Source organism: Comamonas sp. 26, from assembly GCF_002754475.1.
GTDB lineage: Bacteria > Pseudomonadota > Gammaproteobacteria > Burkholderiales > Burkholderiaceae_C > Comamonas.
Genome location: NZ_PEFL01000003.1, coordinates 185,523 through 208,046 on the forward strand (window position 1 = coordinate 185,523; position 22,524 = coordinate 208,046).

Sequence of the window (22,524 nt, forward strand, 5' to 3'; positions counted from 1 at the left end):
GAGCTGTCAGCGCTTATTAATCAATAATTTCAAGCATTTATCTGCTTGAAGCCATTGATAAACAGGCGCTGGCAGCTCCTTTTTTAGATGTCTCTGCTTAACGCAGGTGCGGCGCAGACCCTACCAGACTCTTGGGCCAGAAGGCCCAGAGCTTGAGCGGCTGCTTTACGCGGCCGGCCACGTCGCCAGCCTCAGGACCCCAGCCCATAAAGTAGTCGGCCCGGACCGCGCCCAGAATGGCGCTGCCCGTGTCCTGTGCAAACACCAGGCGGTTGAGCGACACCGTGGGACCGGGTGTGGACAGCCAGACCGGCGTGCCGTACGGGATGCTGTTGCGGTCCACCGCAATCGACCGACCCGGAGTCAGAGCCACGCCCTGCGCGCCCTTGGGGCCGAACTGGGCATCAAAATCATTGAGCGCCTCTTCGCGGAAGAACACATAGCGCGGATTGCTCCACAGCATTTCATTCACACGCGAGGGATTGGCTGCAATCCAGGCACTGATACCGGGCCAGGTCGCATCGCGCACCAGGTTCTGGTCCAGCAACCAGCGGCCCACGCTCTTGTAAGGCTGGTCGTTGGTGCCCGCATAGGCCACACGAACCATGCGCTGGCGGCCATCGGCCTCGGTCAGCATCAGCCGGCCCGAGCCTTGAATGTGCAATACCAGCATGTCCACCGGGTCACGCATCCAGGCAATGGCCCGGCCCGCCAGCGCGGCCTGCGCTTCAGCATTGGTGTCTATCTGCTGGCGCGTAAACCATGGCTTGCGCTTGCCAAAGCCTTGCGGCGTCTGGTAGAGCGGCACATTGAAGCCATTGCCCTGCACGCGACGCGCCTCGAACACGGGCTCGTAATAGGCAGTCAGCATGCCGTCGGGGCTACCCGTGCCAGCCTCGATACGGAAGGGCTGCAGGGTGTTCATCATCCAGCTGCGCTGCTCGCCCTCTGAAGCAATGCTCAGGCGACGCACATCCCCGCACAGGCCTGCAAACACGGTACTGGGGCGCTCGCAATTTTTGATCCAGGCATTCCAGGCTTCATTGAGCGAGTCCTGCGGAACACCGGGCAAATCCCCCCACTCCACTGGCACCCAGCGGCTTTTAGTGGGTACATTGGCAGTAAATGGTGGCTTGGACGTAGTCGCAGCCCCTCCGTGCGGAGCCATCTCTGGCACCGGCATCGGGTCGTTTTGCTGCTTGGTGGTGGTACAAGCCACCAGGGTTCCTACAATCAGCGCCAGTAAAGCATGGCGCAGGAGATGGACATTCATGGGTCTGATTTTGCTTGAAGCACTGCTAGCGTTGGCGATTCTGGCCGCTATTGTGTGGTGGACCATGTTCTCGGGTCGAAAAAAGGGTGAGTTACTCTCTTCAGAAAAGGCGACGACGCCAACGAAAACTCATAAGAGTTCGGTACAGGACAAGCCGAATCCAGATTAGCGCACGGCGCTGCAAACTCGTGGAAAGTTGCCATTTCATCCACAGACAGTGACAATCTTTTTCATCCCAAACCATGCGCTAGCGGGCGTCCTACGTTTTTTGTGGCTTCTTGGCAGTACGCTAGCGTCATTGCCGCATTCCAGCAGCGCTGGTTTTTGCACGACCGCTTAAGGTCACTCACCTAACTAAGGAGTTTTCTATGCGCAAGCAAATGGCTGTGACGGCCGCTCTGGCCTCTGCATTGTTGATCACCGGCTGTGCCAACACGGGTGGCATGTCGGACACCACACGTCGCACCGCCACAGGCGCAGGCGTGGGCGCACTGGGTGGCGCAGCCATCGGTGCCATCGCTGGCGGCCACGCCGGCTCTGGCGCGCTGATTGGTGCAGGCGTGGGCGCTCTGGGCTCTTACATCTGGTCCAAGAATCTGGAAAAGCAAAAAGCCGAGATGGAAGCCGCGACCCAGGGCACTGGCGTGGGCGTGACTCAGACCGCTGACAACCAGCTCAAGCTGGACATCCCCAGCGACATTTCCTTTGACACCGGCCGCTCCGACATCAAGGGCAACTTTGCCCCCATCCTCGATCGCTTTGCCGACGGTCTGCGCAACAACCCCAACGCAGAAGTGCGCATCATCGGTCACACCGACAGCACAGGCTCTGACGCCATCAACGACCCTCTGTCACTGCAGCGTGCTGAAAGCACACGCAACTACCTGACATCGCGCGGCGTTAACGGTGCCCGCATTCAGGTGCAAGGCATGGGTTCACGCCAGCCCGTCGCATCCAACTCCACTGCCGAAGGTCGCTCGCGCAATCGCCGCGTTGAAATCTTTGTGGGCGAACGCGCTCGCTAAGCCAGGCTTTGGCCCAGCAAAAAGCCCCGAAGTTCGGGGCTTTTTTCATTTCTGAGGCCTGTGTTTCAGGCGTGGCGCAGCAGGTTGGCCAATTCCACCGCAGACTTGACCTGCATCTTGTCAAAAACACGCGCCCGGTGCACTTCCACAGTGCGCACGCTGATGTCGAGCTGGTCAGCAATCAGTTTGTTGGGAACGCCCTCCACCACCAGTTTCATCACGTCTTTTTCACGGTCAGTCAGTTCACCTAGGCGGCTGCGCACTGCCTCGCGCTCCTGCAAAACGGCAAGATGCTCGGCGGACAGCGCCAGCGCCTGCTCGACACGGTCAACCAGCGCATTGTCTGAAAACGGCTTTTCACAGAAGTCGAACGCACCACGCTTGACGGTATCTACCGCAGTGGGCACATCGGCATGACCGGTCAGGAAGATTACGGGCATGGCCTCGATCTGGCCGCGCTCCAACATGCGATTAAAAAGGGAAAGGCCACTCATGCCTGTCATGCGCATGTCGAGCAGCAGGCAAGCAGGGCGGCGCTTCACGGGGTTGGTCTGCAGCACGGCCTGCTCGAATTCTTCGGCATTGCGATAGCACTCGCTGAGCAGTCTGCGCGAACGCAGCAGCCATGCCAATGCCTCTCGGACAGCTGCATCGTCATCCACGACATAGACGGTAGCGTCGGTTACAGGTTCCATGATGCCTAGTTTTCTGTGGGTTCCCAATGAGACGGAAGCGCGAAGACAAATTCCGTGCCCTGTGGAAGGTGCGGGCGGTAATCAAGATGACCGCCATGTTGCTCAACCACCGTTCGGCACAGGCTCAGGCCCAGGCCCATGCCTTCCGAACGGGTGGTGAAGAAGGGGGTGAACAGCAGCTCGGCGACTTCTTCAGAAATGCCCGATCCACAGTCCATGACGGAAAATTCTACCCAACGCCCGTTATCCCCCTCAGAACTGCGCCTGACTCTCAGAGTCAGAACACGGTCCTTCAGGCACGGAACATCCATGGCCTGCATGCCGTTGCGCGCCAGATTGAGCAGCACCTGCTCAACCATGGTGGCATCGCAGAGCACGCCAGGCAGCTCGGGCTCCAGCTCCAGCTGAACCGTCACATGGAGTTTGTGCGCCTGCAGATAAACCAGCGGCATGACGGCATCAATCAGTTCAATGGGCTGCACGGTTTCTCTGGATTTATCGCGCCGGCGCACAAAGTCGCGCACGCTCTTGATGACCTTTCCCGCACGGTCGGCCTGAACGCTGATGCGCTCCATGGCCATGCGCAAGTCCTTGAGGCTCTCACCCCCCGGGCCTGCAGTCTCATGCGCCAGAATATTGAGCGAGCCCGTGGCATAGCTGGATATGGCGGCCAGCGGTTGCGTCAGCTCGTGGCTGAGCATGGATGCCATCTCGCCCACTGTGGCCAGGCGGGCCGTGGCCTGCAGACGCTCATGCGAGGCGCGCGAGACTTCCTCCATGCGGCGCTGCTCGCTGATGTCGATGAAGGCACTCATCCAGCCCGTGTGCTGGCCCTGAGCCGTAATCAAGGGTGCTTCAAAAATCAGCACCGGAAAGCGCGATCCGTTCTTGCGCATGAAAACGCTCTCATGGCCCTGACGAGGGATGGGCAGCAAGCCTGCAAGCCGCTGATCGCGCCGACTCACATACTCCTGCGCCAGCTCTGGCGGCCAGTAAGGTGCCACATTCAGCCCCAGCAATTCTTTGGCGGTAAAACCCACCATATTGCAAAAGGCTGGATTCACATAGGTGATGCGGCCCTGCAGATCACGCGCCCGCATGCCTGTGACCAGGGAGTCTTCCATGGCCTTGCGAAACGCCAGCGCATCGCCCAGATCGCGCTCGGCGCGCAGACGGCGGCGGTTGTCGCGCACCAGCACCACCACCACCGAAATCAACGCAATAGACATGGCCGTGACCAGCGCCGTCATGACATTGGGGAACACGCTGGGCGCGTGATGCCAGCTGTCCATGCGCAGCACCAGCGTGTTGCCGGGCAAGTCCAGCAGTTGCTGGGCCGTAAACATGCGCGAGCCACGCCACGCCGCACCCACCATGGCCAGACGGGTGCCATCAGGCTCGGTAAATGACACCTCCTGAGTGCGCGGCAAGGACTTGGCGACCTGAGTCATCAGAATGCCCTGCAGGCTGTACGTACCCAGCACAAAGCCAACCACATGGCCGTTTTCCGTCAGCGGCATGCAGACCTGCATGGTCTCCGTGCCTAGCCCTTCACCCAGCAGCTGAAACTTGCTCGCAGAGTACGAAGGCCCATTGGCGCGCCGCGCCTGAGAGCAGATCAGCGCTTCGCTGGAGTGCAGTTCCAGCGCATGGTTTTCTTCTTCCAGCAGCAAGGTGCGATAAGGTGTTTCGGCATGCTCAATCATGCCTATGCTCTCGCTGCGCCATTCAATGCGCATCAAGTCCCGGCGCTGCTGCAGCAGATCAGCCGCACGCGCCCGCCATGCGGCATGGTTGCTGCTGTGTGCGTTCAGCGCCAGCAAGTCCTGCAGATTGCGGCCCAGCGCTGCGCGAATGTCGCCCACCGCATTGGCGGTATCGCGCTCCAGCTTTTCCTGCACCTGAGATGCTTCATAGCGCCCGGCCAGCCACACCATGGTGACCAGCATGCTGACCACCAGCGCCACCAACAAAGTCCATAGCGACCAGCGCTTCCAGGCCATACGCCAGCGCCGCCAGGGCCAATGGGCGGGGTGGTCCTCGGGCAGTTCGTCAAGAGTGGAGTTCAGCGATTCAGTCACAGCACGCGATGGGTCAAAGCCGGTAATTGTTGTCTCACTTGCTGCAGGCGGTCGCGGCTCAGTTCACCCAGCACCACGCCAGTACCGCTGGCCTGCAGCGCCTGCACCTCGCCCCAGGGATCAATCAGCAGGCTATGACCCCAGGTTCGGCGGCCGTTTTCATGCACGCCGCCTTGCCCCGGTGCCAGCACATAGGCCAGGTTTTCAATGGCCCGGGCGCGCAGCAGCACTTCCCAGTGCGCCTGGCCCGTGGTGTGGGTAAAGGCGCTGGGCACCAGCAGCAAATCAGCGCCCTGCGCGCTGAGGGCGCGGTACAGCTCAGGAAAGCGAAGGTCATAGCAGACACTCAAGCCCAGACGCCAGGTTTCACCACTTTTGGTCTGTATGTCACAAACCACGGGCTGCTGCCCGGCCTGCACCACGGCAGCCTCGGTGTAACTCTCTCGCCCGTTGTCGAACTGGAAGAGATGAATCTTGTCGTAGCGCGCCACGCACTCACCGCTGGGCGCATAGACCAGACTGCTGTTGAGCACATGCTGATCGTCATCAGCCGCCAACGGCAGCGTGCCTGCCACCACCCATCGCTGCAGTTCTTTGGCGGCCTGTGCCAGGAAGGCCTGAATCGGCCCCTGGCCAAAGACTTCGCGGTACGCCAGCTTGTCCGTATCCCTGGCGCCCATGCCGCAAAAATACTCGGGCAGCACCACTAGCTCAGCGCCCAGCGCTGCGGCCTGCTGCATCAGGCTGCGTGCCTGTGCCAGATTGGTGGCCACATTCAGGCCGGAGACCATTTGCAGGGCGGCAATTTTCATGGTTTTTCCTGTGAGGTTGCGGGGACAGATTCCTTGCCTGCATCACTGGCCGCAGGCTCTGTGGCCGGGCCGGACTTGGGCACGCTGCGGCGTGGCATCTCCGTTACTTGCGGGTCTTCCCAGCTGCCGTGAATGCGGAATTCCTTGGTGGTTGCAGCAATCAGCGGCCCGCGCAAAATCATCTGCGCCAAAAAGCTGCCCAGTCCCACCACCGGGTTGATGGCCGTGGCCACCAGCGAGGCTGTCAGTGCATTGATCTCGGGCACCACCACCACATGCAGGTCCTGCGTTTCCTTGTCGATATCGGCCGAACCCTCCATCAGCACGGCGGCGTTCACACCCTTCATCTGCATATTATTCGTCTTGGCAATACCGCGCTCAATGGTGACGTCGCCCCTCATGAAGTCAAACGAGAAGCCATTGCGAAACACATCGCGGAAATCCAGCGTCAGCCGCCTTGGCAGGGACTGCAGACTCAGCACTCCCAGCAGCTTGGCCAGCCCGGGGTCAGCCTTGAGAAATTGGCCCTTCTGCACCTCAAGGTGCAAGGCACCGGACATGGTCTTGAAGACCGGCGTCACAGGCGATCCCGTCCAGCTGATCTCCCCTTGCAGATCACCCTGACCATTGGCCACCACGCCGGGCATGTCAAAGCGATTGAGCAGCTTGCCCACATCACGCAGGTTGAGCTGGAACTGCAGCCGCGTCTGGCCCGGATGTTTTTTATCGCTGCTGCGCGTGCCCCATGAGCCTTGCGCTGTCAGAGTCGCTTCGGGGGTGCTGATATTGAAACGCGACAGCTGCCACTCGCGCAGCCCCGGCCCGATAGAAAGCCAGTGGTTACGCGCCACCACATCCAGACTGCCCAGCGAGCGCTTGCCCAGCTGAAAATCATCCACGCTGACCTGCAAGGCAGGCAGCTCACGCACATCGCTGACCTGGGTTGCAGCGGCATCCAGCCCCTCGTCAGGCCCATCGGGAATCGTCAGACGCGAGAGCTTAGCGATGACCAACCCGCCCGGCTCCTGCGTGGATGGCTCGCGGTACTCCACACGGCCCGCCAGCTCGCGCGCCTGAATCTGATTGACCCAGACCTTGTTGGCATGGGTGAGCTGCAGCGATGCATCGTGCAGCGACCGACCGTGGAGCCTGACTTCCTGAGCCTTCAGCGTCAGCTGCTGCGGCAAAAACTGGCGCCAAGCCTCATCTCCCATACTCGCCGCCGCACCGGCTACGGGCTCTTTGTCTTCCGGCAACAGACGGCTCCAGGCATCGAGGTCAAGCACCGGCACCTGCACGTTGGCACGTATGCCCGATGGCGGCAGGCTGACTTCCGCCTTGCCAGACTCCAGCAGCTCCAGGCTGCCGCGCGTGATGCGATTTTGCTCGCCGCTGATATCTCGCTCCAGCAGGGCGGCTGCGTGGCTGCTCCATTGCACGCTGATCTGATCGGTCAACGGCTTGGCCACGGGCGGGACGATGCGGTTAACGCGCAAAGGCAAGGCGCTGTCTGCAGCTTTGCCAAGCGGCGCAGGCAATTGCACGGCCATGCCTTGCAAGTCAGTTTGCACGCTGACTTCAGGCACGCTGTGCAAAACCTTGATCTGCACGCCATAACGCGCCTGTCCCTGCAGGTGCTGCGCCAGTGCCGACAGCTCGCTCATCTCTTTGGCATCGCGCAGGCCCTGCGCCGTGGCCACGCCATCCACACGCACCTGCACCTGAGGCGTTGCCGTATCCGCTGCGGGCTTCATGCCGCCCTCAATGCGTACATCGCCACCCAGCGCCTTGGCCTGCACGCCCTGAAGCTGAAAACCTGTTTCGGAGAACAGCACGCTGCCGCGCGCCTGACTGAGCACAGGCACATCGGGCATGAGCTGCAAGGTATTGCCCGCCAGAGTGACTTCGCCGTGCACCGTGCTGCGCTCCATATGCATGGTGGGCAGATGCAGCTTGAGGTTGAGCTTGGCATTGCCTGTAGCACGACTACTATCTAAAACATGAGCTGTTAGCGCAGACAGGGCGGAGCTTTGAACCACATTCAGCATGTCACTCAAAGCACCATGGGCCTTGGCATTGACCTCGACTTCGGTCTTGTTCCAGTCGGCCACACCGGCCTGCGCCTCATCCACCACAATGGGGGTGTTGCCAAGAAAGCCTTTGGCCTTGCGCACCTGCATGGAGTTGCGATCAAACACCAGCTCGCCAGAGAGTTTGGTCAGCGGTGGCCACGGTTTTTCACCGGGGTTGAGAAGGTAGCTGGGCACAAACTGGTAATTGACGTCATGCACCTGCGCGCTGATGTGAAAGTCGCCCTTGCCAGTCTTTTCAAACGGTATCTGCTCCAGCTCGCCCTTGACGCGGAAATTCACCACGCTGGCCTGGCCTGAAGTAATGGCCTCGCGCACATAACGCAGCGCATCGCTGCCCAACTCCTTGGGTAGGTAGCGGTAGATGCGCTCACCCTTGCCGCGGCTCAGCTGCCCCTGCAAATCCAGCAGCCCTGGAAAGCGCGGCTGCTCTTTGGTGCCTGCGCCTGTCTGCCAGCTGGCCTGCGCCTGCCCCGCCGTATCTTCATTGGCAAAGCGCAGTCTGGGCACCTGCACCTTGATGGTCTGGCCCTTGTCCTTGATCTCCCAGCGCACCGTGCTCTCCAGCTGATCAAAGGGCACATCGGGGTCTTCAAACACCCCGGGGAAACTCATCATGGCCTGCCCGGCACCGGGCGTTTTGGCCAGCGTCGCCTCGCCTCTATCCTGGTCCAGCGTGAACTTGCCGCTCAAGCCCCTGAAGCCCGGAATGCCCAGATGATCCGGCCCATCTGGCGACACTTGCGAGTGCAAAGCCAGCTGCGCAAACTGGCCCGAGGCCTTGTACTGCGCCAGCTGCTGCAGCGGCCCGCGCCATGAGAGCTTGAGGTCACTGAGCTGCCCGGCCGGTGCCAGCGCCTTGACCTGGGTCTGCACCGCTTCTGGGACTGGCAGGCGCTGCAACATCTGCGCGGCAATGGCCAGATCAATACCGTCGGCCTGCACATCGCCATGCTCACCCTGAGCGCCCTGCTCTGCCGCCCCGGCAGGGGTGTAGTTCAGACTGAAGTCACCCTTGGGCCAGTGCAGGCCGTCATCAGCGGTGAACTTCAATCCCTGTACTGAAAACTGATAGCCGTTCTGATCCGTGGCGCGCAGACGCCCTTGCAAGGCCTGCAACGCCAGCGGCTCGGGCTTGTCCTTCCACTGCAGCTGCAGCTGCTGCACTGCCACATCCGCCACCCCGCCCACAGGCTGGCCACGGGTCAAATCGACCCAGGCGCGCACAGAACCATTGCCCTGCTGCAGCTTCCAGTCCTGCCGGTCCAGGTACTGACCCAGTTGCGACAAGTCGATGTGCGGCAAGTCCAGATAGGCCTGACCACTCCAGCGCTCCAGCCGCCCTTCATGCACCGACAGCAGCGGCTCCTTGAAGCTGCCCATGGCCGTAAAACGCTGGCCCCAGTCCTCTGGCGGCGTCGCATCAAAGCGCAGCGAATGGCTCCAGCGCTTGTTGCGCATCACCAGGTCCACATCCTGCAACTGCAATGGCGGAGCCCCCAGCATCTCATCCACCCACTGCAGCTTGCCGTGGCGAATGGCGATTTCGGGCTGGGAAAAAATCCAGTCTGAGTCCGCGCCCTGCTTGGGGTCTGAGGCCACGGCAATACCGGCCACAAAAATCTGCCCGTCCGCCGCGCGTCGCACCGTCAGATCCGGGCCTTCTATATAAATCTGCTCAACACCAAGGGTCATTAACGAGTGGGCAGTCACCGCCACCACCACCTTGGGCAAACGCAAGGCCTCATTTTGGCTGGCAGGATCGTGCAGGGTCACATCACCCAGCTCAAAAGTAGGTACCAGCCCGGAGCTGTAGGCGCTCAGAGAACCAATGGAGACCGGTACACCCAGCGTACGTGAGGCCAGGGTTTCGAGCTCGGGACGCCACTCTCCGATTCGCGGCACAATCCAGAAATGGAGTACCCCCCACACGGTGGCCAGCAAAAGCCACAGGCTCAGGACCAGTCCTAATGACCACCGTGCCATGCTGGCCAGCCTATGGATTTGGCGAGATGGGAGTGGTTTCGGTTCGATCATCGGTAGCCTAGCAATGGCAGGAATTATGACCGGCGCCTCCGCGCACGTGACGGTAACCATACGTTGCCGAGCTGATTACCTGCCTGCCTGACACCATTTTTTACGGTCCGCATGCAGTCCTCAGAGCAAACCATGGCAGAAAACGCCCTCAATGTTTCTTCCCCGGCTCAGTACTCGCGCTTTGTCCAGCGCCTTCACCGCCGTTACGAAAACTGGTTTGACGCCTTGCCCCCCGGCACACCTGTTCGCCCTCTGATGGAGCAGGCCCTGGCCACGCTGCAATCGCGGGGCCTGGATCTGCCGGCGGCTCTGCGCGTGCTGCGCCAGCTGGTGATGGATCGCATCATTGCTCTGGACTGTGAACAAAATGCTCCTCTTTCTGTAGTAACCCGCGCTGTCACTGAGCTGGCTGAGCTGGCTTTAGACCGTGCATGCACTCAGGTGCGCGCAGAACTCGACGCACGCCACGGCGCACCGCAAGGCCCCGCAGGCCAGCCCGTACAGTTCTGGGTAATTGGCATGGGCAAGCTGGGCGCGCGCGAGCTCAATGTCTCCAGCGACATCGACCTGATCTACGTCTACGAGCATGACGGCGAAACCGCCGGTCAGCCCGATGGCCGGGGCGTGCTCTCCAACCACGAATACTTTGGCCGTGCCGTTAAAGGCATCTACGGCCTGATCGGCGACACCACCGAGCACGGCTTTGTCTTTCGTGTCGACCTAGCCCTGCGGCCCAATGGCAACTCGGGCGCACCTGCGGTTTCTCTGGCATCGCTGGAGGAATATCTGCAGATTCACGGGCGCGAATGGGAGCGCTTTGCCTGGCTCAAAAGCCGCATCGTCGCGCCGCTGGCCGATGTTCAGACGCCCAATGTGCAAGCCCTGCGCAGCGTGGTTCTGCCCTTTGTGTTCCGCCGCTACCTCGACTACGCGGTGTTTGATTCGCTGCGCATTCTGCATCGCCAGATTCGCGACCATGCCGCCAAGCGCAGCGCCGGTCACCCAGAGCGCGCCAATGACGTGAAACTGTCACGCGGCGGTATCCGCGAAATCGAGTTCATCGTGCAACTGCTGCAGGTGGTGCGCGGTGGCCAGTTCCCTGAACTGCGTTGCCGCCCCACACTCGAAGCGCTGGAGCGACTAGACCGCGCCAACCTGATGAGCAGCGAAATCGCTGATGCTCTGGCCCGTGCCTACATCTTTTTGCGCCAGGTAGAGCACCGCATTCAATACCTGGACGACCAGCAGACCCATGTGCTGCCCACGCGTGACGATGATCTGCTGTGGATTGCCCGCACTCTGGGCTTTACCGATGTCCGGGGCTTTTTGCACCAGCTCGACGAGCACCGCGAACTGGTGGCCCAGGAGTTCGATACCCTGCTCGGCGGCGATTCCCAGCAATGCAGCAAAGGCAGCTGCGGCAGCGCCAAGACAGCTGCCAGCGGCAACACGCCCAGAGACATTGAAGACCTGATTGAAGCCCTGCCCCCGGTGCTGGCTGGCCAGGTGGCGGACTGGCGCAATAACGCTCGCATCAACGGCCTGCGCGATGAAACCCGCGCCCGCCTGTTCCGGCTGGTAGAGCGCACCGCGCAATGGCTGGAAAGTGGTCAGGCCAGCGTAGAAGCTGCCAAGCGTTTCATGCAATGGCTGGAGCCCTTGCTGCGCCGTGAAAGTTATTTGGCTTTATTGCTGGAGCGCCCGGCAGTGCACGAAAGATTGCTACACCTTTTGGGTGCAGCACGCTGGCCTGCACGCTACCTCCAGCAACACCCCGGCGTGATTGATGAACTGGCCAGCGACGCCATTCTGAAAGAGCGCTTTGTGGCAGCCGACTTCGAACGCGAGCTCAGCATGCGCCTGGCCGCGCTGCAGTCCACGGGCGAAGATGATGACGAAACCCTGCTCAACTTGCTGCGCCGCGCCCACCATGCGGAAGTCTTTCGCACTCTGGCACGCGATATCGAAGGCCGCATCACCGTAGAACAGGTCGCTGACGATATGAGCGCCCTGGCCGACAGCGTGCTGCGCATCACCGCCCAGTGGTGCTGGGCACGCCTTAAGAACCGTCACCGCGATACGCCACGTTTTGGCATCGTCGGCTACGGCAAGCTGGGCGGCAAAGAGCTGGGCTACGGCAGTGATCTGGACATCGTCTTTGTGTTTGATGACGACGATGATCGCGCGCCCGAGGTCTATGCGGCCTATGTGCGCAAGCTCATCAACTGGCTGACCGTCAAAACCGGCGAAGGCGACCTGTTCGAGATTGACACCGCCCTGCGCCCCAACGGCAACTCGGGCCTGCTGGTGAGCAGCTTCGAGTCCTATGCCAACTACCAGCAGCAGCGCGGCAGCAACACCGCCTGGACCTGGGAGCACCAGGCCATGACCCGCGCCCGCTTTGTGCTGGGCAGCCGAGATTTCCCCTCGCCCGCAGGCGAGCCCGTTACCGATCTGCACCTGCACCAGCGCTTTGACGCTGTGCGCGAGGCCGTCATCACCGCCCCGCGCGACCCGGTCGCCCTGCGCGGTGAAATTGAAACCATGCGCGAACGCGTGCGCAGCGCCCATTCGGTACGCGGCGGCCTGTTTGATGTGAAGCACAGCCCCGGCGGTATGGTGGATGCGGAATTTGCCGTGCAGTACCTGGTGCTGTCACAGTCTGGCTCTCACCCAGAGCTGATTGCCAACGTCGGAAACATCGCCCTGCTGCAACGCGCCGAAGATGCGGGCCTGCTGCCCAAAACCGTGGGTTATGAAGCCGCCAAGGCCTACCGAGAGCTACGTCGTCTGCAGCACGTAGCCCGGCTCGACGAGCGATCCGGCCAGCTGGAGCCAGAGCTGGCCAAAACCCAGCGCGAAGCGGTACTCAAGCTCTGGAATACCGTCTTTCGCGGTGAGGCCGCCACGCAGCCCACGTAGAAAAGCAAGGAGACTGGAGGGGTGTGAGTGCTTTTTTTCAGCGTGCTGGCAGACTTCGTCAAAAAAAACCTACAGCCAGCGTCAAACTGTTACAAAAATGAAACCCACCGGGGCTGGAACTTCTGCAACAGTGTCTCATCTGATAGACAAGTGCAATGAAGTTAAAAGGTCTGCATCCACCCATTTCCAGTTGCGAAGCCCTTGGGTCTGCCCATTGAGAATCCCCGGAGCGCTTCTCCTCCCTCCCTCTCTTAATTCGTTTCGGGATGCTTCGCAGCTTTTTTATTCCGCAGCAAAAAGGCCACTGACAAGTGGCCTTTTTCTTTGGCTGCGCTCAATGCTCAATGGGGAACGGTATTCACAAAACTGGGCCGCGCCGCCAGCTTGGTCAGCAAGGTGTTCAGATTCGGGTGATCAGTGCGCCAGTCCAGCTCGGGGAAGCGGAAATCCAGCCAGGCCAAAGCACAGCAGACGCTGATGTCGGCCAGCGTCAAATGCGTGCCGCCGCAGCAAAACGGCTTCTCACCCAAGCCCTGAGACATCACCTTGAGCGCCGCCTTGACCTTGTCCATCTGGCGGTCCATCCAGGCTTGGCTGCGCTGCTCCTCGGTGCGACCGGGCCAGGTCGCCTCCAGCCGCATCAAAATGGCGGCATCCAGCATGCCGTCGGCCAGCGCTTCCCAGGTTTTAACCTCGGCGCGCTCACGGCCCGAGCCCGGAATCAGCTTGCCCACGGGCGAGAGAGTGTCCAGATATTCGACGATGACGCGCGAGTCGAACATGGCCTCCGTGCCCTCCATCACGAGACGCGGCACCTTGCCCAGCGGGTTGCCAGTGCCGGGCGAGAGTTCCACTTCCCAGGGGTTCTCTTCGACAAATTGATAGTCGAGCTTCTTTTCGGCCAGCACAACGCGAGCTTTGCGCACATAGGGGCTGGTAGTGGAGCCGATCAGTTTCATAGCAGCTATTCCATCGCACATAAGGTTCCGGCCGCCGGGCCGGGTGATGAGGTCGATTCTATGCGCAGCCCATATGCCGTTTGAGCAGCTCCAGCCTCTGTTACCAGCACCACAGCCATGGCAGCCGAGCAACCCAGCACCGCGTGCGACTGATGCCGCGCACCTACAATTGCGCCACCATGAACCTGTCCTCCCTCACCGCCATTTCTCCGCTGGACGGCCGCTACGCCGCCAAGCTGTCTGCCCTGCGTCCCATCATGAGCGAATACGGCTATATGCACCGCCGTGTTCAGGTGGAGGTGACCTGGTTCATCGCCCTGTCGGATGCCGGCTTTGCCGAGTTCGCCCCCCTGTCCGCCGAGTCGCGTGACTATCTGCACGCCCTGGTTGCCAACTTCTCCGAAGCCGATGCCGATGCCATCAAGGCCATCGAAAAGACCACCAACCACGACGTGAAGGCCGTGGAGTACTGGATCAAGGCCAAGTTTGACGGCCGCGCCGAACTGCAAGCCGCTGCCGAGTTCGTGCACTTTGCTTGCACCAGCGAAGACATCAACAACACCAGCCACGCTCTACAAATCCGCGTCGGCCGTGACACCGTGCTGCTGCCCGCCGTGGAAGGCATCATCGCCAAACTACGCGATATGGCCCATTTGTACGCCGACGTGCCCATGCTGAGCCGCACGCACGGCCAGACCGCCTCTCCCACCACCGTGGGCAAGGAACTGGCCAATGTGGTCGTGCGCCTGCAAAAGGCCGCTGCCAACATCGCCGGCGTGAAGATCCTGGGCAAGATGAACGGCGCCGTGGGCAACTACAACGCCCACCTGTCGGCCTGGCCCGAGTTCGACTGGGAAACCTTCAGCCAGAACGTGGTGGAATCCGCCGAGCCCAAGGGCCTGGGCATCAACTTCCAGCCTTATTCCATCCAGATTGAGCCCCATGACTACATGGCCGAGCTGTTTGATGCCATGGCCCGCACCAACACCATCCTGATCGACCTGTCGCGCGACATCTGGGGCTATGTGTCCCTGGGCTTCTTCAAGCAGCGCCTGAAGGCTGGCGAAATCGGCTCGTCCACCATGCCGCACAAGGTCAACCCCATCGACTTCGAGAACTGCGAAGGCAACCTGGGCATGGCCAACGCCATGCTCAAGCACCTGGCAGAAAAGCTGCCGATCAGCCGCTGGCAGCGTGACCTGACCGACTCCACCGTGCTGCGCAACATCGGCGTGGCCTTCGGCTACACCACCCTCGCCTACGCCTCGCTGATGACCGGCCTGAACAAGCTGGAACTCAACGAAGAGCGCCTGCAGGACGACCTGAACCACGCCTGGGAAGTGCTGGCCGAGCCTATCCAGACCGTGATGCGCCGTTATGGCGTGCAAGGCGCTTACGAGAAGCTCAAGGAAGTGACCCGTGGCAAGACCGTGCAGGCCGAAGATCTGCACCGCCTGATCAACGGTCTGGAAATTCCTCAGGCCGACAAGGATCGCCTGCTGGCCATGACCCCTGCTTCCTACATCGGCAAGGCTGCCGAGCTGGCCAAGCGCGTCTAAGTCGTAAAAAAGATAGCTGCTAGCGCTTGATAAAAAAGCACTTCAGCATCAAAGAGCTGCCAAAGCCAAGATTAACTGGCGCTGGCAGCTCTTGTTTTTGATAGTTTAAAAAGGACTGCCTGCGGGCAGCACTGCTCACCGCCATGGCCATCAAGTCCACCATTTTCAAAGTCAATCTGTCGATTGCCGACATTGACCACGGCTACTACGCCGACCACAACATGACGCTGGCCCGCCACCCCAGCGAGACCGACGACCGCATGATGGTCCGCCTGGTCGCCCTGGCGCTCAACGCCTGGAAGCTGCAAGACCTGTGCAACGGCGACGGCACGCTGGGCTTTGGCATTGGCCTGTCCGACCCGGATGATCCCGATGTGCACATCACCGATTACACCGGCCAAAAGCGTCTGTGGATCGAAGTCGGCCAGCCCGACGAAAAGCCCATCACCAAGGCCTGCAACAAGTCCGACCACATGCTGGTCTACCCGTTTAACCACGCCGCCCACATCTGGTGGAAAGGCCTGGAAGGCAAGCTGGCGCGCCAGAGCAAGCTCGAAATTCACTACATCGACTCCGAAATCGCCCAGCAACTGGGCTCTCTGGCCGAGCGCAGCATGCAGCTGCAAGCCACGATTCAGGAAGGCCAGCTGACCCTGTCCAGCAATCTGGGCATGGTGTTTGTCGAGCCTGTTCGCTGGAAGTAAACGCCTCGGCCTAAAAGCTTTGACCGCGTCGCTCTGCGGCGCGCTCGGCGTAGCGGTTAAAACGCCAGGAATCACCCTCGATCGTGATGCGCCTCCACACGGCACGCTTGTCTGCAGGCTCCATCGCCGTCCACAGCTGCACCTCATCAAAGCTGCGGCCGCAGCCCTTGCATTTTTCATCGCCCTGACTGGTGGAGCAGATGGCAATACAAGGCGTATCGGGCATGGCGTCAAACCAGACCAGCCAGGCCGCCATGGCATAGGTCGGAAAGCCTTCCACCGCCACCTCATGCTCGCGTGCATGAATCATCAGCGCATACACCTCGGCCAGCGCACGCACCTCGGGTGCCAGCAGCACGCCATCGGGTGATGGGGCGCGACCTCGCCAGTAGTTGATGGCAGCTTCGATGTCGGTGATGTGAATGGCGGTCATGAGGGGGAAAACGCTTGGACGCAGGAATCATAAGCCGCAGCCCCATGACTTGCCCCGGCAAGGTTGCTCCTGTTGCGATAGCAAGTAAATGGCCCGTAGCAATGGCTGCGAAAGCCATTCAATTTATAAAACCTGTGAACTACCTGGGTTTTGAGGCTTGCCTTCACCTGCCCGCTGTGTTGAAATCCCATGCTTCGAAGGGGAGTAGCTCAGTCAGAACCGCAATAGGGTGCTGGCAGCGAACTGGTCGTCAATACGAAGCTTCACGCTTCCGGCCATTCGGATTGCAGTCATGCTGCAGTTGAGCAAGACCTTTGATGGACCCGTGACGGTCGATCAAAGTGACTCCCCGAGCCAGGTTTTTCCTCGCCCGGATAGCTCCTTGACTTACGTCGCAACGGTCAATTGGCAGCGGTGGCAAGTGGGGTGTTCACCCCACGCTAGCTCCGATACATTGGACAACGAGGAAAACAACACATGGACTTGGACTTTCTAACCCACACGCCCTTCTGGATCGCGCTGGGCCAGATCATCATCATCGACATCTTGCTGGGCGGCGATAACGCAGTCGTTATCGCTCTGGCCTGCCGCAAGCTACCCCCGAGCAACGCCGCAAGGGCATCATCTACGGTACCGCAGGTGCCATCGTGCTGCGAATCATCCTGATCGCCTTTGCCATGGTGCTCCTGGCCCTGCCGTTCTTGAAGGTTGTGGGCGCCATCCTGCTGATCTGGATCGGTATCAAGCTGATTGCTCCTGATGACGAAGGTCACGACAACATTGAAGGCAGCGACCGTCTGTTTGCAGCCATCAAGACCATCATCGTTGCCGACCTGGTCATGTCAGTTGACAACGTGATCGCCATTGCTGGCGCCGCACAAAGCTCGGGCGAACACCAGATGCTGCTGATCGTGCTGGGTCTGCTGATCTCGGTGCCCATCATCGTCTGGGGCTCGCAGCTGGTTATCAAGCTGATGGAGCGCTTCCCCATGATCATCGTGGCCGGCGGCATGCTGCTGGGCTGGATTGCAGGCGGCATGTTCGTGACCGACCCCGTCTTCGTGAACACTGAAAAGTGGCTGTGGATGCCCAAGCTGGGCACGACCGATGCACAAGGTCTGGCTGAAATCTCCAAGACCCTGTACTGGTCCGCTCACATCGGTGGTGCACTGCTGGTGCTGGCTCTGGGCAAGTTCATTGCCAGCCGCCGCCCAGCACCTGCTGCTCACTAATTCAGTAAACGCCTGAAAAATTCGTGAAGCTCTGCGGAACTGTCTGCATCTTCACGAATCACAAACTCATCAAGTCGGCATATCTCTGCAGATATGCCGCATCCTTCAACCTTCGTTCCAGTTAGGACGCACTTTGAACCCCATCATTGTTTACGTGGATGACGCCACATACGCCCAGCCAATGCTCGAGGCACTGGCGGGGTCTAGCCAGGCGGCTTCCTCCCACTGGTTGCTGGTGGCCTGTGCTCCGCGCATGACCCATCGAGTGAGCAAGTGGGTCAGCCACCGCGCCCGCGAAAACTGGCGTGGCAAATGGGCAGACAAGCTGTTTACAGCCCTGATGCCTGTGATGGCGACTGCCGGTGGCAAAGTCACTCCTGTGCTGGCCAAAGGCCCGCTGACTGAGCTGGTTGCCGAGCTGCAACAGGAACACGGCGCCGCACAAATCATCGATGCACGCCGCCCCAAGCAAGATGTGATGCAAGCCGCTCCAGTCAAGCAAGGCGCACAAACTGCTGCCACAGGTAACCGCTGGAATCTGCCTGGCACCATGGCAGCTATTGCCGCCATGATGGGCTTTGTCATCGACGATTCGCTCTCGATTTAAGAGCTTCAACTGCTCTATATATAAGCCTTGCGCGGCAAAAGCCTCGCAAGGCTTTTTTCATGCCGTTTCAAGACATGCGCAGGCCGCTGAAACAGCCTGCTGCTATGCTGGTCAGCATGAAAATCCTCGTCAAATGGCTTCTTTGTGCGGCAGCGCTGCTCGGGCTCACCTATGTCTACAGTGGCGTGCAGGTACAGAGCTTTGGCTCAGCCATGATTGCTGCGCTGGTCATCGGCCTGCTCAACACCATCATTCGCCCCATTCTGGTCATCCTGACCCTGCCCGTGACCATCATCACCGTGGGCCTGTTCCTGCTAGTGGTCAACGGCCTGATGTTCTGGATGGCCTCAGGCATGCTGGGCGGCTTTCATGTCACCAGCTTCTGGGCGGCAATGCTGGGCGCGCTGATCTACTCGGGGCTGGGCCTACTTATTGATCGCCTTGTCGCTCAGCTGTTCTCTGAGTAATTCACTCACGGCACGCAGACGTGTGTCGATGATGGACGCTTCAAAGTAATCGACCCTGGCCCCGGCCTTGCGGGCCAAGTCCTGCGCGGCCTTGAAGCGGTCCACCGCTGCCGCATAGTCATAATGCGCCACCTGCGCCTCGGCCTCGGCGCGCAGCGCACGCAGCTCCTGCCCCTGACTGCGCCACACGCGGGCCAGCATCTGCCATGCCCCGCCATCACGCGGATGATCTGTCACCCAGGTCTGCAGCGGGCTGGCAATCGGGCCTGCCTGATTGAGCTTGAGGAGAATATCCGCCTTGAGCAGCAGCTCAGGCCTGCGCGGGGCCACACTCTCGACCACATCAATGGTTGCCAGACTCGGCCCCGACAGATTGCCACTGGCCGTAACTTTGGGTGCGGCTTGAGGTGCTTTGCTGGACTGCAAAGGCAAGGCGGCCAACGCAGCCTGCGCATTGTCAGCCTTGAACTCCAGCTCGGCATCCAGCCACTTGGCCTGAATATTCGCCTGCGCATTGCCAGCGGTGGCAGTCAGCAGGCGCTGCACCATCTCACGGGCAATGACCCAGTCGCGCAGATACAGGGCGCTGAGCGTGGCGGCATACAGCTGCGCGACCTGCTCGGACTGCGGCAATCCCGCAAAGCTGCCAGAGCGCGGCAAAGTGGCCCACTGCCGGCGTACCTCGGCTCCGGGATTAGAAATCACGCGCGCCCGTGCGGCCATCATCACGTGCTCCAGCGTGGGCGCGGGTTCAGCGGCCCGCTTGCCGGGTGGAATGCGTGCATCCATGTCAGCAATACGCTGCGTCGTCAGCGGGTGGCTGCGCAGATAAGGCCAGCTGCCGTTGTCATTGAGTCGGCTGGCCTGCTGCAGCTTGCCAAACATGCTCACAAAACCCTGGGGCGCAAAGCCAGCGGGCGACATCAGGCTGTAGCCCATGCGGTCCGCCTCGCTTTCCATCGAGCGTGAGAAATTCAGCTGGTTTTGCATCATGGCGGCCGGTCCGCCCATCATGATGGCCATGGCCGCATCCGGGCTGCGCGTGGCCGCCAGAGCGCCCAGCAACATGGAAGCCAGCATCAGCGGCGTCTGCTTGCCCTGCTGCGCCATCATGCGGGCAATATGGCGCTGAGTGATGTGGCTGGTTTCATGCGCGATGACCGATGCCAGTTCATCCCCGCTACTCACCACACCGATCAGGCCCAGATAAACGCCCATATAGCCACCGGGCAGCGCAAAGGCATTGACCTGCCTATCCTTGCCCAGGAGCAGCGTCCAGGCAAAGCGCTCCTCTAGCTCGGGGGACAGCTCGCCATTCTTGCGCGCCGCATCCTGCAAATGCAGCCAGATGCCCTCCACATACTCCTGCAGCACCGGGTCATCCAGATAGTCTGGGTCGCGGTACAGCTCGCGGGCGATGGAATCACCCAGCCGGCGCTCATCACCCGTGGTCAGCGACGACGCGCCATCGCCCAACGTAGGCAAAGCTGCGGCATACGCGGGAGACATCAACAGAGAGACACTCTGAATCGCTATCAAAACAGAAGCTGTCAGCGCTTTTAAGATATGGGCTTTAGGCAATTTTTGCATCAAAAGTGGCATGGCAATCACGACATTGCCAGCATTCAGGATTCTGAGCTGCCAGCCGTTCAACACCCCACTATGATGCCCTGATTGATTCGCACCGCCGCATGACGGCCTGTTACAGCGGGGTAAAGCCCGCATGCCTTGGTGTGCACCCCAGATATTTGAGCTGCCCCTTGCAAGCAGCCCTTACAGGAAAGTCCACATGTCCTCTCTCACCCACTTCGATGCCCAAGGCCAGGCCCATATGGTCGACGTAGGCGCCAAGCCCGCCACCCAACGCGTGGCAGTGGCCGAAGGCCGCATCACCATGAAGCCCGAAACGCTGGCCATTGTGCAAAACGGTACCGCCAAAAAAGGCGACGTGCTGGGCATCGCCCGCATCGCCGCCATCATGGCCGCCAAAAAGACCAGCGACCTCATCCCCCTGTGCCACCCTCTAGCCCTGACCCGCGTGGCCGTTGAGTTTGAGTTGCAGCCCGAATCCAGCTCCATCCTCTGTACTGCCACCGTTGAGCTGCACGGCCAGACCGGCGTGGAAATGGAAGCTCTGACTGCCGTGCAGATCGGTTTATTGACTATTTACGATATGTGCAAGGCTGTGGATAAGGGGATGGTGATGGAGGAGATCAAGGTTTTAGAGAAACGAGGTGGAAAAACAGATTTCAATCTTTGAATTATTCGTAAGGATCAAATGAGTAGAAATTTAATATTTCTGCATTTTTTAAATCAATACTAGCAACCCAATATTTATTATTATCAATTACCGGAATAAATCCTAAATCATCATTGTTAATATTTTGATTTATAAAATAATTTTTAATTTTTTCAGAGTTTTTCCATTTTTTTGCTTCACTTTTTATCGAATCATAAGATTTCTCATATGGTTGCCACAAATTGTGGTTAAAACTCAGCGAATATCCATTTAGAGCCATAAATATTAGTTTATGTTGCTCTGCCTCACTCTGGAATGGTCTCAGAGCTACTTTCAACGGTTTCCCATATGAGGCATTATGATAATTAGAAAGGAATTTAGATAATTCTTTTATGTTTACATCTGAGTATCTAACAACTCTAAACCTATCATATTCAAAAACAAATAATACTGGCCTTTTAAACCACCCCCAGAAGAGCACAAATATAAATAAAAAAACAATTACGCTATTAAATAAAAATGATAATTTATCTGTTTTTACTTTTGGATAAAAGTATTTTCCAAAATTATATACAGTGTAAATTGATATTAAAAATATCAACAAGAGGAAATTCTCATTTCCTCCAGATAGAAAATTAAATGGAAAACTATAAAATACAAATAAACTAAAAACTGAAAAAAATAAAAGAATTACTACTGCTAACAGTAAAAAGCAATGCTTCTTTGTAAGAAAAGAAAATTCCATAAAAAAAAACCCCTTGGAGTTACCCAAGGGGTTCCTTAAAAAACTTATTTGCCTGCAGTAATAGCAGCGCCGTCTGCATCCTTCACACTAGGATCAGCAGCAAATTTCACGTTACAGGATCCAGGCAGAAACTTTGCAACCTTGGCATCTGAATAACCACAGGCCCATTGATTGACTTGCACATTCACAACTGGGGTGGCACCAATGGTTGCAGCAGCAGTATATGCTGTACCAGTGCTATCGCGAGGCTCCAAAATCACAAATTGACCATCAGCATTGGAGTCAATTGCTTGGATTTTTGCAACAGCAACACCATCCGCACTAGTACCAACAGAATTCACAAATTTGGAGACCTTGCCTGCATCCGCAGTCTTGGTTTCACAACCCCAACCACCGGCACCAGGAGCAGCTGTGCCAGTCTGAAATTTCTCAGTAATCGTGGTACGGCAGGAGCTGACTGCCAACACCACTTCCGACATACGGGCCTTCTTGATGTAATCCTGATAAGCAGGCAGAGCCACGGCAGCCAGAATACCGATAATCGCTACAACGATCATCAGTTCGATCAGGGTAAAACCCTTTTGAATGGAACGCTTCATAAAAAAATCCCTTGGTTAATGAAGTAACGCTTATATTAAGCAAGT

At 59.0% G+C, this 22,524-nt stretch carries 18 protein-coding genes and 1 pseudogene; 9 read left to right on the forward strand and 10 right to left on the reverse strand.

The genetic code is table 11. The annotated features are described in order from the left end of the window. Positions 1-97 precede the first annotated feature (97 nt). Complete coding sequence (locus CLU84_RS19050; protein ID WP_099739413.1) at positions 98-1,273, reverse strand: murein transglycosylase A; 1,176 nt, start codon at positions 1,271-1,273, stop codon at positions 98-100. Between CLU84_RS19050 and CLU84_RS22255 the strand changes: the two genes are divergently transcribed. Both CLU84_RS22255 and CLU84_RS19055 read left to right on the forward strand, forming a co-directional pair. Continuing rightward, complete coding sequence (locus CLU84_RS22255) at positions 1,272-1,442, forward strand: hypothetical protein (RefSeq protein ID WP_199173804.1); 171 nt, start codon at positions 1,272-1,274, stop codon at positions 1,440-1,442. The genes CLU84_RS19050 and CLU84_RS22255 overlap by 2 nt on opposite strands. Positions 1,443-1,641: 199 nt before the next feature. Then, positions 1,642-2,298 carry an OmpA family protein gene (locus CLU84_RS19055; RefSeq protein ID WP_099739415.1) on the forward strand — a complete coding sequence of 219 codons (657 nt, stop codon included), beginning with the start codon at positions 1,642-1,644 and terminating at the stop codon, positions 2,296-2,298. Between the two features lie 65 nt (positions 2,299-2,363). On the opposite strand, the gene CLU84_RS19060 is transcribed toward CLU84_RS19055, so the two are convergent. From CLU84_RS19060 to CLU84_RS19075, 4 genes are read right to left on the reverse strand one after another with little or no spacing between them, the layout of a single operon-like run. Then, complete coding sequence (locus CLU84_RS19060; protein ID WP_099739417.1) at positions 2,364-2,993, reverse strand: response regulator transcription factor; 630 nt, start codon at positions 2,991-2,993, stop codon at positions 2,364-2,366. Positions 2,994-2,998: 5 nt separating this feature from the next. Continuing rightward, positions 2,999-5,074, reverse strand: coding sequence for a nitrogen regulation protein NR(II) (locus CLU84_RS19065; protein WP_099739419.1), 2,076 nt, complete (start codon positions 5,072-5,074; stop codon positions 2,999-3,001). Then, positions 5,071-5,886 (reverse strand): carbon-nitrogen hydrolase family protein, encoded by an 816-nt coding sequence (locus tag CLU84_RS19070; RefSeq protein ID WP_099739420.1) that lies wholly within the window; start codon positions 5,884-5,886, stop codon positions 5,071-5,073. The genes CLU84_RS19065 and CLU84_RS19070 overlap by 4 nt, the downstream gene beginning before the upstream one ends. After that, positions 5,883-9,962, reverse strand: a complete 4,080-nt coding sequence (locus CLU84_RS19075; RefSeq protein ID WP_099739422.1) for a YhdP family protein — start codon at positions 9,960-9,962, stop codon at positions 5,883-5,885. The genes CLU84_RS19070 and CLU84_RS19075 overlap by 4 nt, the downstream gene beginning before the upstream one ends. A 183-nt stretch (positions 9,963-10,145) precedes the next feature. Here CLU84_RS19075 and glnE point away from each other — a divergent pair, with 183 nt between their 5' ends. Then, a complete protein-coding gene (glnE, locus tag CLU84_RS19080; RefSeq protein ID WP_099739424.1) occupies positions 10,146-12,935 on the forward strand; it encodes a bifunctional [glutamate--ammonia ligase]-adenylyl-L-tyrosine phosphorylase/[glutamate--ammonia-ligase] adenylyltransferase in 2,790 nt (929 codons plus the stop codon). Positions 12,936-13,276: 341 nt separating this feature from the next. Here glnE and CLU84_RS19085 read toward each other — a convergent pair whose 3' ends face one another. Next, complete coding sequence (locus tag CLU84_RS19085) at positions 13,277-13,894, reverse strand: glutathione S-transferase family protein (protein ID WP_099739426.1); 618 nt, start codon at positions 13,892-13,894, stop codon at positions 13,277-13,279. A 179-nt stretch (positions 13,895-14,073) separates the two neighbouring features. Between CLU84_RS19085 and purB the strand changes: the two genes are divergently transcribed. Continuing rightward, positions 14,074-15,453: an adenylosuccinate lyase gene (gene purB / locus CLU84_RS19090; protein ID WP_099740056.1), complete on the forward strand. Its 1,380-nt coding sequence runs from the start codon at positions 14,074-14,076 to the stop codon at positions 15,451-15,453. 143 nt (positions 15,454-15,596) lie between these two features. After that, positions 15,597-16,157, forward strand: a complete 561-nt coding sequence (locus tag CLU84_RS19095) for a YaeQ family protein (RefSeq protein WP_099739428.1) — start codon at positions 15,597-15,599, stop codon at positions 16,155-16,157. Between the two features lie 10 nt (positions 16,158-16,167). On the opposite strand, the gene CLU84_RS19100 is transcribed toward CLU84_RS19095, so the two are convergent. After that, entirely contained in the window at positions 16,168-16,590 is a 423-nt protein-coding gene (locus CLU84_RS19100; RefSeq protein WP_099739430.1) for a DUF3717 domain-containing protein, read from the reverse strand. 477 nt (positions 16,591-17,067) lie between these two features. Between CLU84_RS19100 and CLU84_RS19105 the strand changes: the two are divergent. From CLU84_RS19105 to CLU84_RS19115, 3 genes and pseudogenes are all read left to right on the forward strand, one after another. After that, positions 17,068-17,822: pseudogene (locus tag CLU84_RS19105) on the forward strand (TerC family protein). A gap of 133 nt (positions 17,823-17,955) precedes the next feature. Further along, on the forward strand, positions 17,956-18,429 hold the full coding sequence (locus CLU84_RS19110) for a hypothetical protein (protein ID WP_099739432.1): 474 nt from the start codon (positions 17,956-17,958) through the stop codon (positions 18,427-18,429). A 104-nt stretch (positions 18,430-18,533) separates the two neighbouring features. Next, entirely contained in the window at positions 18,534-18,896 is a 363-nt protein-coding gene (locus CLU84_RS19115) for a phage holin family protein (RefSeq protein ID WP_369826898.1), read from the forward strand. Here the strand turns inward: CLU84_RS19115 and CLU84_RS19120 are convergent. After that, entirely contained in the window at positions 18,855-20,498 is a 1,644-nt protein-coding gene (locus CLU84_RS19120) for a M48 family metalloprotease (RefSeq protein ID WP_369826889.1), read from the reverse strand. The two genes, CLU84_RS19115 and CLU84_RS19120, sit on opposite strands and share 42 nt — an antisense overlap. A 187-nt stretch (positions 20,499-20,685) precedes the next feature. On the opposite strand from CLU84_RS19120, the gene moaC reads away from it, so the two are divergent. Continuing rightward, positions 20,686-21,156 carry a cyclic pyranopterin monophosphate synthase MoaC gene (gene moaC / locus CLU84_RS19125; RefSeq protein WP_099739433.1) on the forward strand — a complete coding sequence of 157 codons (471 nt, stop codon included), beginning with the start codon at positions 20,686-20,688 and terminating at the stop codon, positions 21,154-21,156. 1 nt (position 21,157) lies between these two features. Here moaC and CLU84_RS21955 read toward each other — a convergent pair whose 3' ends face one another. Together CLU84_RS21955 and CLU84_RS19130 are read right to left on the reverse strand one after the other, a co-directional pair. After that, a complete protein-coding gene (locus CLU84_RS21955; RefSeq protein ID WP_144445478.1) occupies positions 21,158-21,880 on the reverse strand; it encodes a hypothetical protein in 723 nt (240 codons plus the stop codon). Between the two features lie 44 nt (positions 21,881-21,924). Further along, positions 21,925-22,479 carry a prepilin-type N-terminal cleavage/methylation domain-containing protein gene (locus tag CLU84_RS19130; protein WP_099739435.1) on the reverse strand — a complete coding sequence of 185 codons (555 nt, stop codon included), beginning with the start codon at positions 22,477-22,479 and terminating at the stop codon, positions 21,925-21,927. Between the last annotated feature and the right edge of the window lie 45 nt (positions 22,480-22,524).